At 74.8% G+C, this 15,163-nt stretch carries 14 protein-coding genes; 4 read left to right on the top strand and 10 right to left on the bottom strand.

Going from position 1 to position 15,163, the window contains the following annotated elements; translation table 11 throughout:
* From VG869_03105 to VG869_03095, 3 genes are all read left to right on the top strand, one after another.
* Positions 1-664, top strand: a 664-nt coding sequence (locus VG869_03105) for a DNA-formamidopyrimidine glycosylase family protein (GenBank protein HEV3450170.1), incomplete at its 5' end; no start/stop codon positions are given.
* 246 nt (positions 665-910) lie between these two features.
* Positions 911-2,326: an FAD-dependent oxidoreductase gene (locus tag VG869_03100; protein HEV3450169.1), complete on the top strand. Its 1,416-nt coding sequence runs from the start codon at positions 911-913 to the stop codon at positions 2,324-2,326.
* Positions 2,327-2,330: 4 nt separating this feature from the next.
* Positions 2,331-2,840, top strand: coding sequence for a PaaI family thioesterase (locus VG869_03095; protein ID HEV3450168.1), 510 nt, complete (start codon positions 2,331-2,333; stop codon positions 2,838-2,840).
* Positions 2,841-2,859: 19 nt separating this feature from the next.
* Here VG869_03095 and VG869_03090 read toward each other — a convergent pair whose 3' ends face one another.
* The 10 genes from VG869_03090 to ilvD form a co-directional block, all read right to left on the bottom strand.
* Complete coding sequence (locus tag VG869_03090; protein HEV3450167.1) at positions 2,860-3,696, bottom strand: DegV family protein; 837 nt, start codon at positions 3,694-3,696, stop codon at positions 2,860-2,862.
* Positions 3,693-4,298, bottom strand: a complete 606-nt coding sequence (locus VG869_03085; protein ID HEV3450166.1) for a glycerol-3-phosphate acyltransferase — start codon at positions 4,296-4,298, stop codon at positions 3,693-3,695. The genes VG869_03090 and VG869_03085 overlap by 4 nt, the downstream gene beginning before the upstream one ends.
* Positions 4,299-4,308: 10 nt before the next feature.
* Entirely contained in the window at positions 4,309-5,337 is a 1,029-nt protein-coding gene (ilvC, locus tag VG869_03080) for a ketol-acid reductoisomerase (GenBank protein ID HEV3450165.1), read from the bottom strand.
* A 117-nt stretch (positions 5,338-5,454) separates the two neighbouring features.
* On the bottom strand, positions 5,455-6,423 hold the full coding sequence (locus VG869_03075) for a hypothetical protein (protein HEV3450164.1): 969 nt from the start codon (positions 6,421-6,423) through the stop codon (positions 5,455-5,457).
* Between the two features lie 132 nt (positions 6,424-6,555).
* Complete coding sequence (ilvN, locus tag VG869_03070; GenBank protein ID HEV3450163.1) at positions 6,556-7,089, bottom strand: acetolactate synthase small subunit; 534 nt, start codon at positions 7,087-7,089, stop codon at positions 6,556-6,558.
* A gap of 8 nt (positions 7,090-7,097) precedes the next feature.
* Entirely contained in the window at positions 7,098-8,849 is a 1,752-nt protein-coding gene (locus tag VG869_03065) for an acetolactate synthase large subunit (protein HEV3450162.1), read from the bottom strand.
* Positions 8,850-9,014: 165 nt separating this feature from the next.
* Complete coding sequence (locus VG869_03060) at positions 9,015-10,157, bottom strand: hypothetical protein (GenBank protein HEV3450161.1); 1,143 nt, start codon at positions 10,155-10,157, stop codon at positions 9,015-9,017.
* Entirely contained in the window at positions 10,154-11,266 is a 1,113-nt protein-coding gene (locus VG869_03055; protein ID HEV3450160.1) for a glycoside hydrolase family 43 protein, read from the bottom strand. The genes VG869_03060 and VG869_03055 overlap by 4 nt, the downstream gene beginning before the upstream one ends.
* Positions 11,267-11,557: 291 nt before the next feature.
* A complete protein-coding gene (locus tag VG869_03050) occupies positions 11,558-12,385 on the bottom strand; it encodes a DNA-formamidopyrimidine glycosylase family protein (GenBank protein ID HEV3450159.1) in 828 nt (275 codons plus the stop codon).
* A gap of 34 nt (positions 12,386-12,419) precedes the next feature.
* The gene (gene ilvD, locus VG869_03045; protein HEV3450158.1) at positions 12,420-14,087 is read right to left on the bottom strand and encodes a dihydroxy-acid dehydratase; all 1,668 of its coding nucleotides are present in this window, start codon (positions 14,085-14,087) and stop codon (positions 12,420-12,422) included.
* 59 nt (positions 14,088-14,146) lie between these two features.
* Between ilvD and VG869_03040 the strand changes: the two genes are divergently transcribed.
* Positions 14,147-15,067: a hypothetical protein gene (locus VG869_03040; GenBank protein HEV3450157.1), complete on the top strand. Its 921-nt coding sequence runs from the start codon at positions 14,147-14,149 to the stop codon at positions 15,065-15,067.
* The last annotated feature ends 96 nt before the right edge of the window (positions 15,068-15,163 follow it).

Genomic DNA, 15,163 nt, shown 5'->3' with positions numbered 1-15,163 from the left:
CACCGTCCTCGCGGTCGAAGCCCGCGGCAAGCACCTGCTCGTCCACTTCGCCGACGGGCACGTCCTCCACACCCACCTGCGGATGACCGGCAGCTGGCACCTCTACCGAGTCGGTGAGCCCTGGCGGAAGCCGCGGGCGCGCGCGGTGGCCGTCCTCCAGGTCCAGGACGGGACCGTCGCCGTGTGCTTCTCCGCGCCGACGGTGGAGCTCCTCGACCGCCGCCGCCTCGGGCGGCACGCGGCGCTGAACGCGCTCGGGCCGGATCTCTGCCGCGCCGACGCCGACCTCGACGACGCCGTCCGTCGCCTCGATCGCCTCGACCCGGCCACCGAGGTGGGCGTCGCCCTGCTCGACCAGCGGGTCGCGGCCGGTATCGGCAACGTGTACAAGAGCGAGGTGTGCTTCGCCCGTGCCATCGAGCCCGGGACCCCCGTCGGCGCGCTCGACGACCGCGTCCGGCGGGAGCTGCTGGAGACGGCGTCGGCGATGCTGCGCGCCAACCTCGATCGCGACCGCCGCGCCACGACGCCGCGGGGCCTGGCGGTGTACGGCCGGGCGGGCGAGGCGTGCCCTCGCTGCGGCGCCACGATCCGGTGCCGACGCCAGGGGAGCCACGCCCGCTCCACCTACTGGTGTCCGGCCTGCCAGCCCCGATCCCCGTAGCGGGCGGATCGGCGGCCGAGCGCGCCGCGCCTCCGAGCGTCGCGAACGCCCCCCGGGCGCTCCGGACCATGTGCGCTGACGCGGGCGGGTCGTGCTGGGGTGCGCGCACCGCGATTGCCACGGCCCCACCCTCGCCTCGGCCCACGCTCGCGGATCACCCCGAGCGCGGCGCTGATCCGGCCCTGTCCTCGGTGCCGAACCCCACCTAGATTGCGACGCCGGGGAGCCGGCAGGAGGGCATCCGACATGGCCGACAACATCGACCTCGTCATCGTGGGCATGGGCTCGGGCGGCATGGTTGCCGCCGAGTTCGCCGCCACCCTGGGCCTGAAGGTCGCGGTCGCGGAGCGGGGCCGGGTCGGGGGTGACTGCCTGTGGACCGGCTGCGTGCCGAGCAAGGCCCTCCTCGCCTCCGGCAAGGTCGCGGATCACATGCGCCACGCCGACCACTGGGGGATCGAGCCGGTCGCGCCGACCGTCGACCGCGGTCGGGTCTGGGAGCGGATCCGCTCGGTCCAGCGCCAGGTGGCGGACACCGACGACAACCCCGACCGCTTCCGGGCCATGGGCGTCGAGATCGTCGCCGGGCCCGCCCGGGTGACCGGGCCCAACACGGTCGTCGTGAAGACCGAGGAGGGCGACCGGGAGCTCACGACCCGCTACGTGCTGCTCTGCACCGGCAGTCGGCCCGCAGTGCCGTCGATCGAAGGCCTCGACGAGGTCGGCTACGTCACGAGCGAGTCGCTCTTCGAGCTGACCGACCCGCCAGCCAGCTTCGTGAGCATCGGCGGCGGCCCGATCTGCGTCGAGATGAGCCAGGGCTTCACGCGGCTCGATATCCCGACGACGCTGCTCCAGAAGGGGCCGCGGGTCCTGCCCCGCGACGAGCCCGCGCTCGTCGACAAGCTCGTCGAGCACCTGCGGGGCGAGGGCGTCGACCTCCGGTTCAACGTGGAGACCGAGCGGGTGACCCGGGAAGGCGGCAGGAAGGTGGTGCACGGCACCGAGGACGGCCAGCCGACGACGTGGGGGGCCGACGAGCTGCTGGTGGGGGTGGGACGGCGGCCGAACATCGAGGGCCTCGGCCTCGAGGAGCTCGGGATCGAGACCGGCCCGAAGGGCGTCGTCGTCGACAACCGGGGTCGGACGAGCGTCCACACCATCTACGCCTGCGGCGACATCGCGGGCCGGTACCTGTTCACGCACTCCGCCGCGTACGAGGGCGTCCGGGCCGTGCGCGACATGTTCATCGTCGGCACCGGCAAGGTCGTCGCCAGCGTCCCCTGGTGCACCTTCACCGACCCCGAGCTGGCGCACACCGGCCTCACCGAGGCCGAGGCCCGCGACGAGTTCAAGGGCGACGTCGAGGTCTGGCACCAGGACCTCATCCACAACGACCGGTCCCGCGCCGACGGGGCCACCGACGGGGCGGTCGTGGTGATCACCCACAAGAAGCGGATCGTGGGCGCGCACATCCTGGCGCCGGCGGCGGGCGAGATGATCCACGAGTTCGCGCTGGCGATCGCCGAGGACGTCAGCCTCAGCAGCCTCAGCCAGTTCATGCACGTCTACCCGACGGTCTCGACCTCGATCGGCCAGCTGGCCGGGGAGGCGGCGTTCGAGAAGGCCGAGAAGTACCGCTGGCTCGTCAAGCGGAGGTGAGCCGGTGACGGTCGAGCGGCTCGACGCGTCGCGCTTCGGGTTCGACAGTCGCTGCTTCGTCTGCGACCCGTCGAACGCCCGTGGCCTGCAGGTGCCGTTCTTCGAGGACACCGATGCCCACGTGGTGTTCGCCGACTTCGAGCTGCCGGCCGAGTTCTCGGGCGCCCCCACGCTCGTGCACGGCGGGGTGACGCTGGCCCTCATCGACGAGGCCATGAGCTGGGCGACGATCGCGCTCGCGGGCAGGTTCGCCTACACCGGCGAGACGACGGCGCGCTTCGCGTGGCCGGTGCGGCTCGGGCGTCCGTACCGGGTGGAGGCCCGGGTCGCGGACCGGTCGGAGCGCCGCATCGGCACCGAGGCGACGGTCCTCGACGCCAAGCGGCGCGTCTGCGTGGCCGCGTCGGCGGCGATGGTGGTGCTCGACGTCGAGCAGGCCACCGACGCCATCGGCGCGCCGGTCGCCGGCCCCGACGCCGGCTACGTCGAGGACCGGGGCTGCCCACCGGCGTGAGCGGGTCGCGTCCTCCCGGTCAGGAGGCCGCGAGCTCGGCCGGGAAGTAGACCGCGCCGGCGGTGCCGAGGCCGGTGTGCGCGGCCACCGACGGGCCGACCTGGTACCGGACGAGGTCGACGACCTCCGGGCGTCCGCCGAGCTCGGCCTCGAGGAGCGCCGCCAGGTCGGCGGCGGCGGCGTCGCCGACGCCGCACCGCATCGGCCGGCCGGCGGCGGCGCGCCCGAACTCGGCCCCGATCGCCCGGACCGCGCCCTCGACGTCGTGGGCCCGGTCCACGACCTCCATCGTCCCGCCCCGCAGGGCGACGACGGGCCGCCCCTCGGCGGCCTCGGCGTCGCGGCCCAGGCGACCGCCCCGTCGGGCCAGGTCGACGGCCCCGACGACGAACACGTTCCCGACCTCGCCGGCGACGGCCCGGGCGGCGCCGGCCGCAGCGGCCAGGGGCGCCCCGCGCGCGAGGGCGAGCCCGGCGGCCCAGACGCAGCACGCCACCGGGAAGGACGCGGTGCCGGTGTCGACGAGCTCGACCGGGATGGCGGCCCCCTGCGCCGCCAGCCGGGCGCTGGCGAGCGTGGCCGACGTGTTCGAGCCGATGTGCACCGACAGGACGGCGTCGGCTCCCCGCGCCGCGGCGCGCTCGTAGGCGGCGACGAATGCCCCCGGCGACGGCGCCGCGGTCGAGACCGAGGCGCCGGCGGCGAGGTGGGCGTAGAAGTCGGCCGTGGTCAGGTCGACGCCCTCGGCGTAGGCCCGTCCGTCCACGACGACGGTGAGCGGCACCACGTCGACGTCGAATCGGGCCCGGAGGTCGTCCGGGAGCAAGGCGTTCGAGTCGGTGACGAGCGCGATCACCCGTCGCGCCGCCGGGCCTCGTAGAACTTCACGAGGATGCAGGCCGCGCCGGCGGTCTGGGACAGCGGCAGGGCGATGGTCGGGTCCGGCCCCCAGAGGTTCGGCAGCGCCGCCGCCCACCAGGCGAAGGACGCGACGACCCAGACCGTGCAGCTGACGCGGATGGCGCGCTCGGTGTTCCGCAGCCGGAGCGCGCCCGCGGCCGCGACGCCGGCGTCGATCGGGAAGAAGGCCGGGAACACCGCCAGCACCGACCCCGCCGAGGTGGCGACGCCCTTGCCGCCGCGGAAGCGCGTCCACACGGGCCAGATGTGGCCGGCGATGGCGGCGGTGGCGCCGGCGTAGGCGCCGGTGGGTCCGGCGATCACCCACCCGAGCACCCCCGCGGCGGCCCCCTTCAGGGCGTCGACGATCATCACGAGCGCGCCCCAGCGGGCGCCGAGCACGTGGGCGGTGTTGAGGCCGCCCGGGTTGCCGGTCCCGACCGCCCGGATGTCCACCCGGCCTCGCGTCGCGGCCCGGGTGACGAGGACCGCGGTGGGGAAGGTGCCGAGCCCGTAGCCGGCCCCGACGGCGGCTGCGACCGTCAGCGGGTCGCTCACCGGAGGCCCGTCAGCCGCCGGACACGTCTTGGGGTCGAGCCTTCCCCTGGCCGATCCAGGGCATCATCGCCCGCAGCCGCTCGCCGACCTCCTCGATCGGGTGCTCGGCGGCGCGCCGCCGCAGGGCGTTGAACACCGGCCGTCCCGCCTTGTTCTCGAGGATCCACTCCTTGGCGAAGCTGCCGCCGCGGATCTCGTCGAGGATGCGTCGCATCTCGGCCCGGGTCTCGTCGGTGATGATCCGCGGGCCTCGCGTCATGTCCCCGTACTCCGCGGTGTCGGAGATCGAGTAGCGCATGTTCGCGATGCCGCCCTCGTAGATGAGGTCGACGATGAGCTTCACCTCGTGCAGCGTCTCGAAGTACGCCGACTCGGGCTGGTAGCCGGCGGCGACGAGCGTCTCGTAGCTCGACATGATGAGCTGGGTGAGGCCGCCGCACAGCACGACCTGCTCCCCGAAGAGGTCGGTCTCGGTCTCCTCCTCGAAGGTCGTGTCGAGCACGCCGGCCCGGGTGGCGCCGATGGCCTTCGCGTAGGCGAGCGCGGTCTGCTTGGCCTTCCCGGTCTCGTCGGCGGACACCGCCACGAGCGACGGGACCCCGCCACCTTCCTCGAAGGTGCGCCGGACAAGGTGACCCGGCCCCTTCGGTGCGATCATCCAGACGTCGACGCCCGACGGCGGCTTGATCTGCCCGAAGTGGATGTTGAACCCGTGGGCGAAGGCCAGGGAGTCGCGGTCCTCGAGGTTCGGCGCGATGTCGCGCTCGTAGACGAGGGCCTGCTCGGTGTCCGGGAGCAGGACCATGATGACGTCGGCCTCCTTGACCGCGTCGGCGGTCGAGAGCACCCGCAGGCCCGCCTCCTCGGCCTTGGCCCAGGAGCGAGACCCGTCCCGGAGCCCGACGCGCACGTCGACCCCGGAGTCGCGCAGGTTCAGCGCGTGCGCGTGTCCCTGCGACCCGTAGCCGAGGACGGCGACCCTCCGGCCCTCGAGCAGGGCGAGGTCAGCGTCGCCGTCGTAGTAGATGGACGCAGCCATCGGGCCCTCCGTGCGGTCGGTGCTGCTGGCAGCGGGTCAGGGTAGCGAAGCCCCGGCGGTGTCGGGGCGGGACGTCGCTCGCGGTCGACGCGGCGCGCGCGGTGGTCGGCGCGACGCTCATCCGCCGCCGCCGGCGCCGACGGCGACGCGCAGCAACGTCGCGGTTCCTTGCTCGGTCGGCGGGTCGTGCAGGTGCGGGTTCGCGACCCACAGCGCGCCGTCGCCGGCCGCGATTCCCTCCGAGCCGCTCGGCACGACGATCGTGCCGACGACGCGGCCGGTCGACGCGTCGAGGCGGGTGACGGTGCCGTCGGGGCTCAGCGCCCACGCCGCCCCCTCCCCGACCGCGATTCCGTTCAGCGCGCCGGCCTTCGTGCTCACGAGGCGGTCGGCCGACGCGTCGATGCGGCGGGCGGTCCCGCACCCCGCCCACGCGACCGCGTCGCTCGCCGCCAGCGCGTCGCAGTTGGCGCCGGTCGGGATCGTGGCGACCACGCCGAGCGTCACCGGGTCGACGCGCCACAGCACGGCTTGGGTGTGGGGGGCCCGCAGCGATCCGAGGGGGCCGGCGTTCGGGTCCGCGGTCCGGCCGGACGCCCACACCGCGCCGCCCGCCACCGCGAGCGCAAACCCGAAGCTGCCGAGCGGGCGCTGCCCGGTGACCGTCCCCGTCGTCGCGTCGAGGCGCGTCAGGGTCCCGCCGGCGTCGAGCACGAAGAGCGACGCGCCGGCGACGGCGACGGCGGCTGGGGACCCACCGACGGTGATCGTCGTGCCGACCCGCGCCCCGGTCGGGTCGACCCGGCCGACGGTGTCGGGCCGGGTGTAGACGCCGGCGAAGACGGCGGCGGGCCCGACCCCGATCGGCGTCGTGGCGCCCGGCACCTCGACGATGGCCTCGCTCGTCGGGTCGACCCGGGCCAGGCGCGAGAGGTCCCCGACCCACACCCCGCTCGGCCCGACCGCGACCCGGTCCGCGGTCCCGCCGACGCTCAGGCTGTGCATGGACGGCGGCGCCTCCCGGCGCTGCCTCGGGCCGCCGCCGGCCGGCGTCGACGCCGCGAGCACGAGCGCGGCGCCGCTCACGAGGGCCAGCGCCGGGCCCCAGGCCCGATGTCGGCGGTCGAACGCGGTCCGGCCGGGCGACGCGGCGCCCGCCGGCCGGGCGCCGGGGTGAGGCGAGGTCCGAGCGGGCGCCGTCGCGTCACCTCCAGCCGCTCACGCCCCGCGGGCTCGCACCGCGCGCAGCGGAGTCGGTCGGCGGGCCAGCACCGGGAGCGCGACGCGGCCGGTGCGCTGCACCTCCGCGATGCCGAAGGGCTGGAGCAGGTCGGTCATGGCGTCGAGCTTGGACGGGCTCCCGGCCACCATGATCGTGATCGCCTCGTAGCCCACGTCCTCGATCTTGGCCTCGAAGATGGCGGCCAGCTCGGTGATCTGGGACCGCCCGTCGGCCGTCGCCTTCACCGTGACGAGCATGAGCTCGCGCTCGACGGCCTCGTCCGGGCTGAGCTCGACGATCTTGATGACCGGGATCAGCTTGTTGAGCTGCTTCGTGACCTGCTCGAGGGGCGTCTCGTCGGCGTCGACGACGATCGTCATCCGGCTGAACCGTTCGTCCTCGGTCGGGCTGACGGCGAGCGACACGATGTTGAAGCCGCGGCGGGCGAACAGCCCCGAGATGCGGCTGAGCACGCCGAACCGGTTCTCGACGAGCACCGACAGGATGTGGTGACGAGGCGGGGCAGCCATCGCGTCTCCTACCGTCCGCCCGGCCGGTCGTGGGCCGGGTCGAGGATGATGTCGTCGTTCGAGCCGCCGGCGGGCACCATCGGGTACACCTTCTCCCGGTAGTCGACGCGGAAGTCCACGACGACCGGTCGGTCGTCCACCTCGTTCGCCTTCTCGATCGCCGGCACCACCTCGTCGGGATGGTCGACCCGGAAGCCCACGCAGCCCATCGCCTCGGCCCACTTCACGTAGTCGGGGAGGTCGGGCGAGAGGTAGACCTCGCTGTAGCGCTCCTCGTAGAAGAGCTCCTGCCACTGGCGCACCATGCCCAGGTAGGCGTTGTTCAAGATCGCGATCTTCACCGGGATCCGCTCGGCGCTCGCCGTCACCAGCTCCTGCGCCGTCATCTGGAAGCAGCCGTCGCCGTCCACCGCCCACACCAGGCGCTCCGGTCGACCCACCTTGGCGCCGATCGCGGCGGGAACCGCGAAGCCCATCGTGCCGAGCCCACCCGAGTTGATCCAGGTGTAGGGGTAGTTGAACCGCCACCGCTGGCTCGTCCACATCTGGTGCTGCCCCACCCCGGAGGCGACGATCGTGTCGTCCGGGGTGTGGTCGCGCAGCATGTCGATGACGTACTGCGGCTTCAGGGGCCCGGACTCGTGCTGCTCGAACACGAGCGGGTACTCGCGCTGCCACGCCCGCAGCTGCGCGTGCCAGGCCTCGAGCGACGGCCACTCGTGCTTCGACCGGCTCGACCGGACCGCGTGCACCAGCTCCTCGATCACGAGTCGGCAGTCGCCGACGATGGGGACGTCGGGCCGGCGCACCTTCCCGAGCTCGGCGGGGTCGATGTCGACGTGGATGGTCTTCGCCTCGGGCGCGAAGGTGCCCACCCGGCCCGTCACCCGGTCGTCGAACCGGGAGCCGAGGGCCACGAGCAGGTCGGCCCGCTGCATCGCCGTGACCGCGGTGTAGTTGCCGTGCATGCCCGGCATGCCGAGGCACAGCTCGTGGTCGTCGGGGAACGCCCCTCGGGCCATCAGGGTCGTCACCACCGGGTACCCGGTGAGCTCGGCGAGCTCGCGGAGGGCCTCGGCGGCGCGGGCCTTGAGGATGCCGCCACCGGCGTAGATGACCGGGCGGTGGGCCGCGGCCATGAGCCGGGCCGCGTCCTTGATCTGCTTCGGGTGGCCCCGGGTCGTGGGCTTGTAGCCGGGGAGGTCGACGCGCTCGGGCCAGTACCACTCCATCATCTGGTTCGAGATGTCCTTCGGCAGGTCGATGAGCACCGGCCCGGGCCGGCCGGTCGTCGCGACGTGGAACGCCTCCCGCACGACCTGCGGGATCTCGCGCGCGTCGGTCACGAGCCAGTTGTGCTTGGTGACCGGCATCGTGATGCCGAGGGTGTCGCACTCCTGGAAGGCGTCGGTGCCGATCACGGTGTAGGGCACCTGCCCGGTGATGACCACGATCGGGACGCTGTCCATGTAGGCGTCACAGAGCGGCGTGACGATGTTCGTCGCTCCCGGCCCGCTGGTGACCATCGCCACGCCGGGACGCCCGGTGGCGTCGGCGTAGCCCTCGGCCATGTGGCCCGCGCCCTGCTCGTGACGCACGAGGATGTGGCGTATCGAGCTGTCGATGAGCGGGTCGTAGACGGGCAGGATGGCCCCGCCCGGGAGGCCGAACATGACCTCGGTGCCCTCCATCTCGAGGCTCTTGATGAGGGCTTGGGCGCCGGTCAGTTGCATCGGGGTTCCTTGGGCGTGGGTGGACATGAAACGCCCCTCGCTCGGGGCGAGGGGCGGAGGAGCGCACGCGCGCGTCGGGGCGGGCGTGCGCTAGGTAACTACGACGATCAGCTCGAGGCGCTCCATGGCCCGACGAGTATGCCAGATGAGCCGGCGGTGCGGCAAAGGGCTTCGCGTGTCGGGAGGGCCGGTTCAGGAGTGGACGAGGAACAGGTGGTCCTGGGTCGCCAGCCACGCGCCGCCGGTCGTGGCCGACAGCGTCCCGAGGAACGGCAGCCCGGTGCGGTCCGGGCCCGGGCCGGTGAACGCGGTCACGGCGGCGGCCGTGTTCGTGGGCCCGACCCGCCCGAGGGTGATGGTCAGCGACGCCGGGCTCGCCTGCTCGTACCAGACGCCGCTCGACCCGACCGCGAACGCCCGCAGGTCGGCGACGGGGACGGAGGCGGCCGCGCTCCCGGTGGTGGCGTCGCGGGCCACGAGGGTGCCGGCGCTGGTGTCCTCGACCCACAGCGTGGTCCCGACGATCCCGCCGACGCGGAGCGCGCCGGTGGGCAGCGAGGCGAGGTCGGCGCCGGTGGCGTGGTCGGCGCGCACGAGGCGTGCGCCCGTCGCCGCCGTCCGGGCGGTCCACGGATCGTCGCCGACGACGGCGATGCCGCTGAGCTGCTCGCCGTGCAGCGGGGTCGGTTCGTCCACGCGGCCGGTGGCGGTGTCGAGCCGGAACAGCCTCGGGGACCCGGTGGTGCTCGGGGCGCTCGTCGCCCACACGGTGTGGGCGCCGGCGGCGAGCTGGGTCACGCACGCGGTCGGCATCGCGACCCGCGCGCCGATCTGGCCCTGCCCGTCGACGCGCACCAGCTCGGCGTCGGCCGCGGTGCCGGTGGCGGACGGATCGCAGGTGGCGACCCACACCGAGGAGCCTTGGGCGGTGATCGCGGTCGCGGTGCAGTGGTCGACCACGGGCGTGACCGCGCCGAGGACCCGGCGGGCGGTGTCGACGCGGGCGACGAGCCCGGACGTCGCGGCCGAGCGGGGGTCGCGGACGATGGCCCACGGCTGGCCGTCGGCGGTCTCGGTCACGGCGCCGGGCACGAGCCCCCGCGTGTCGATGGACACCGCGCCGGGAACGGTCACCGCCGCCGGCGGCGCGACCGGCTGACTCGGGGGCGCCGCGGGGCCGGCGCCCGGCGCCTGGCAGCCGGCCGCGGCGGCCGGTTGGGCCGGCGTCACCACCGAGGCCGGACGGGCGCCGGTCGTCAGCGCCAGCGCCAGCGCGACGGCGGTGGCGGCCAGCGCGGCCATGCCGCCCGCGACCCATCGGGCGTGGCCGCTCACGGCCCGGCTCCGAGCACGGGGGTGCCCTGGGACAGGTCGAGGCGGCTGAGGCGCATGGTGCGCGTCCCGTTGGCGGCGCTCCCGACCGCCGACGGGTCCCAGGCGTGGTACACGATCCAGGTCTGGCCGCTCTGATCGACGAACGTGTCGGCCCCACCCGGCCCGGCGCCCTGGGCGCCGCTGCCGATCAGCGGGCCGCGGTGGGGTTTCGCGCACGGGCCGGCGGGGGACGTGCACCGGGCGTAGCCGATGCCGTACGCGCCGCTGTCCCACCAGTTCCCGGCGTAGAAGAGCCAGTACGCGTCGGACGCCCGCACCATGGCCGGCCCCTCGACCCCCTTCTTCCAGGGCTGCTGCCCGCCGGCGCTGCCGTCCTCCCAGGCCTGGTCCATGCCGATGAGGATCTGCGCGCTCGAGCCCGGCGCGAACGACAGGCCGTCGGGCGCGAGCTGTCGGGATCGGATGTACACGGGGAGCTGGCAGCAGTTGCCGTCGGTCTTCCAGAGCAGCCACGGCGTCCCGTTGTCATCGACGACCACGCTCGGGTCGATCGACCCGCCGGCGCCGAAGTCGCACTGGATCGGGCCGGCGTCGACGGGCGCGTACGGGCCCTGCGGGGCCGATGACGTGGCGGCCCCGATGCACTCGTCGCCGCTCGGGTCGGGGGCCGTGAAGTACAGGACCCACGTGCCGCCGAACTCGTGGACGGCGGGAGCCCAGTTCTGGAGCCGCAGCGGGTGGTACGGGTCCATCTGCCAGGCCGGCGGCCGGGCGAGCGCGTCGGTCGGGTTCCCGCGGGTCCACGTCCCCAGGTCGGTCGTCGAGGCGCAGACGAAGCCGGCGGGGCAGCTCGACTGCGCGGTCGGGACCAGCGGCGCGTCGGCGTACGGGTAGATGGAGTTGGTCGAGAACGCCAGGTAGCCGCCCGCGCCGGCGTTGACGATCGTCGGGTCGGGGAAGTCGTGCCCGTAGACGGGCGGCGGCGGCGTGTACACGGGCGCCGCGGGCGGCGGGGCGAGCGGGACGCACGCGGCGGCGGCGACCACCAACGCCAGGACGAGCCCGGCGCGGCGGGCCCGCCGCCACGACCGATCCCGACCGCCCTGCACACGGTCCGTCGCGTCCGGTGGGCCTTCTGGCGTCAGGCGTGCAGCCGCGCCGCGCTGCCGGTCGGCGGACGCTGCGAGTGGCGCCGCCACAGGGTCACTGCGAGCGGGCACTGCCCTTTCATCGACGACGAACGGGGCCAACCTGAGCCAGGACTGCACGCGCCACGTGTGCGCACGGGACGCGGAGTGGGAGTGGGCCGGTCCTCGGCGCGTCGCTCGCCCTCGGCCTTCCGTTGGCAGCCCGAAGGAGGTGCACGTCGCCTCCCGCGGCCGACAGCCGGGTGCCGCCGATCAACGCTGGTGGCGCGGACACCAGTAGGTGGTACGGCCCCCGACGGTGTCACGACGCAGCGCGGCGCCGTCGCGGGGGCAGTGCCCGCCGGGTTGGCGCTCGGGCATGAGGTCGCCGGTGTGCGATCCGCCCCGACGGCCCAGGACGCGCAGGCTCGTGCGCACCGCCCGAGCCAGCCGGGCCCGCTCCGCCGCCGTCAGCGAGCCCGCGGGCCGGCCCGGGGCGAGGCCGGCCCGCCAGAGGATCTCGTCGACGAGCAGGTTGCCGAGACCGGCGACGCCGGCCTGGTCCAGGAGCACGGCCTTCAGGGGGGCGCGGCGACCGCGAAGCGTCGCGCCCAGGCCCGCGAGCGTGAGCGCGAGGGCGTCGACACCGAGGCGGTCCTCGTCGGGATCGAGCTCGACCGCGCCGAGCCGACGCGGGTCGCGCACCGTCACGGACCCGCCGTCGGTGAACCGCACCGTGAACCGGTGCCAGCCGGGCCGGTCGCGGTTGCTGGCGAAGCGCAGCTCGTCACCGGCGGGCTGGCCGTCGACCAGGACGCGGCCGGTCATGCCGAGATGCACGGCGAGGGTCGGCCCGTCGGGGGTGCGGTCGTCGGCGGGCGCGGCGTCGTCCGTCCGCGCGCTCGTGTCGAGGAGCAGCAGCTTGCCGCGACGTCGGGCCCCGACGAAGCGTCGCCCGGGGAGGACCGCGGCGACGACGTCGGGGGTGAGGCCGCGCTTCAGGTACCAGGCGTCGGGCGCGTCCACGCCGGCGATGGTCCGGCCGAGGGCGCGCGCTTCGATGGTGCGACGCGTCGCCTCGACCTCGAGGATCTCGGGCACGACGCGACGCTAGGTGGAGGACGTGGCCGCGCGGTCAGGCGCTCGTCGTCGCTCCCCGCTCGGCTCCCTGGGCCAGCCGGGCGTACTTCGCGAGCACGCCGGTCGTGTAGCGGGCGTCGATGGGCTTCCAGCTCGCGCGCCGGGCCCGCAGCGTCGTTTCGTCGACGAGGACGTCGAGGGTGTGCGTGGCGGCGTCGATGACGATGCGGTCCCCGTCCTCGACGAGCGCGATCGGGCCTCCGTCGACCGCCTCGGGGGCGACGTGGCCGACGCAGAACCCGTGGGTGCCGCCCGAGAACCGCCCGTCGGTGACGAGCGCGGCGTCGGCGCCGCGGCCCGCGCCCTTCATGGCGCCGGTGACGGCGAGCATCTCGCGCATGCCGGGCCCGCCCTTCGGGCCCTCGTAGCGGATGACGACGACGTCCCCGGGCTCGATCCCACCGGCGAGGATCGCCTCCATCGCCAGCTCCTCGCCGTCGAAGACCCGGGCGCGCCCCTCGAACCGCGGCCGGTCGATGCCCGCCACCTTCACGACCGCGCCGTTCGGCGCCAGCGAGCCCCGCAGCACGGCGATGCCGCCCTCGGCGTGGATCGGCGAGCCCAGGGGGTGGACGACGTCGCCGTCCGGGCCCGGGGGGTCCAGCGCGGCGAGGTTCTCGGCCACGGTGCGGCCGGTGACGGTGAGGCAGTCGCCGTGGAGCAGGCCGGCGTCGAGGAGCATGCGCATCACGACCGGCACGCCGCCGATCCGGTCGAGGTCGACCATGTGGTGGCGGCCGTGCGGCTTCATGTCGGCGACGTGCGGGACGCGGGCGCCGACCCGGTTGAAGTCGTCGAGCTCGAGCTCCACCTGGGCCTCGGCGGCGATGGCCAGGAGATGGAGGACGAGGTTCGTCGAGCCGCCGAGCGCCATGCCCACCGCGATGGCGTTCTCGAACGCCTCCTTCGTCAGGATCTGGCGGGGACGGATCCCGGACCGGAGCAGGCCCAGCACGGCCTGCCCGCTCTCGAAGGCGAAGTCGTCGCGACGGCGGTCGACCGCCGGCGGCGCCGCGCTGCCGGGCAGCGACATGCCGAGCGCCTCCGCGGCCGAGGCCATGGTGTTGGCCGTGAACATGCCGGCGCAGGAGCCCTCGGTCGGGCACGCGCGCCGCTCGATCTCGCCGAGCTCGTTCTCGGTGAGCGTGCCGGCGGCGCAGGCGCCGACGGCCTCGAAGACGCTGACGATGTCGAGGCTCTGGTCCTTCCAGTGCCCGGGCAGGATCGACCCGCCGTACAGGAACACCGAGGGCAGGTTCAGCCGGGCCGCGGCCATGAGCATGCCCGGCAGGCTCTTGTCGCAGCCGGCGAGCGTGACGAGCCCGTCGAGCCGCTCGGCGTGCATCACGCACTCGATCGAGTCGGCGATGATCTCGCGGCTGACGAGGGAGGCCCGCATCCCCTCGTGGCCCATCGAGATGCCGTCGCTGACGGCGATGGTCATGAACTCGATCGGGAAGCCCCCGGCGTCCCGGACCCCGGCCTTCGCTCGCTTGGCGAGCCGCTCGAGCGGGAGGTTGCAGGGGGTGACCTCGTTCCAGCTCGACGCCACCCCGACCTGCGCCTTGTCCCAGTCGGCGTCGGTCATGCCGATGGCCCGCAGCATGGCGCGCGCCGGCGCGCGCTCCATGCCGTCGGTCACCTCGTGGCTGCGCGGCTTCATGGACTCGTCCACGCCGCCAGCGTACTGGGGCGGTCCGGAGCGCCCATATGCTCGTTCCCGTGACGGTGCTGGTCGCGACCGAGGCAGGCCTGCTCGCGGTGCGCGACGACGCCGCGCCGACCACCGAGCTCGCCGGTCGGATCACCGCGCTCCGGGTCGACGCCACGTTCGGCGGCTGCGCCGTCGTCGACGGCCAGGCGCTGGCCTGCCGCGCCGAGGGCGGCTCGTGGGCGGTCGGCCCGGTGGCGCTCGAGGCGCCGATCACCGCCGTCCTGGCCACCGGACGCGGCGACCTCGTCGGCACCGCCGACGCCCGACTGGCGCGCGTCGTCGACGGCCGGGCCGAGCCGCTCGGCGGGTTCGACCGGCTCGCCGGCCGGGACCAGTGGCACGCGGTCGGGAGCCGCACCCCCTACGTCCGATCGCTGAGCGCCACTGCCACGGGCGGGACCCTCTTGGCGTCGGTCCACGTCGGGGGGATCCCCCGCTCCGCCGACGACGGCGCCAGCTGGGCGCCGACGGTCGACATCGAGGCCGACGTGCACGAGGTCCGCGCCCACCCGGTCGAGCCCGCGGTCGTGATGGCGGCCGCGGCGGCCGGCCTCCTCGAGAGCCGCGACGAGGGCGCGAGGTGGGCCCCGCCGGCCACGACCGGGCTCCACGCCACCTACCTGCGCGCCCTCGCCTTCCCGACCGGCGCGGTCGTGGTGAGCGCGTCGGACGGCCCCTTCGGCCCGCGCCCCGCCCTGTACCGGCGGGCGCTCGAGGGGGGCCCCTTCGAGCGCTGCACCGACGGGCTGCCCGAGTGGCTGCCGGCGATCGTGGACACCGGCGCCCTCGACGCCCGCGGCGACCAGGTGGTCGCCGGGACCGCCGGCACCGTCTTCGCCAGCGAGGACGGAGGCGCCACCTGGCGGGTCCTCGCCGACGAGCTCCCGCCGATCCGCGCCGTCGCCATCGCCGACCCGCCGGCGGGCTGACCCGCCGTAACCGCCGGCATGACGACCCGGTCCAACGGGTAGACGACGAGACCGGGTCGGCAGACCCGGTCGTGGTCCCCCCCGACAGCGGAGCGA

It is taken from the genome of Acidimicrobiia bacterium (assembly GCA_035948415.1).
Taxonomy (GTDB): Bacteria; Actinomycetota; Acidimicrobiia; order IMCC26256; family PALSA-555; genus PALSA-555.
The sequence above is the reverse complement of the archived record's forward strand: the minus strand, read 5'-3'. Positions and strand labels throughout refer to the sequence as shown.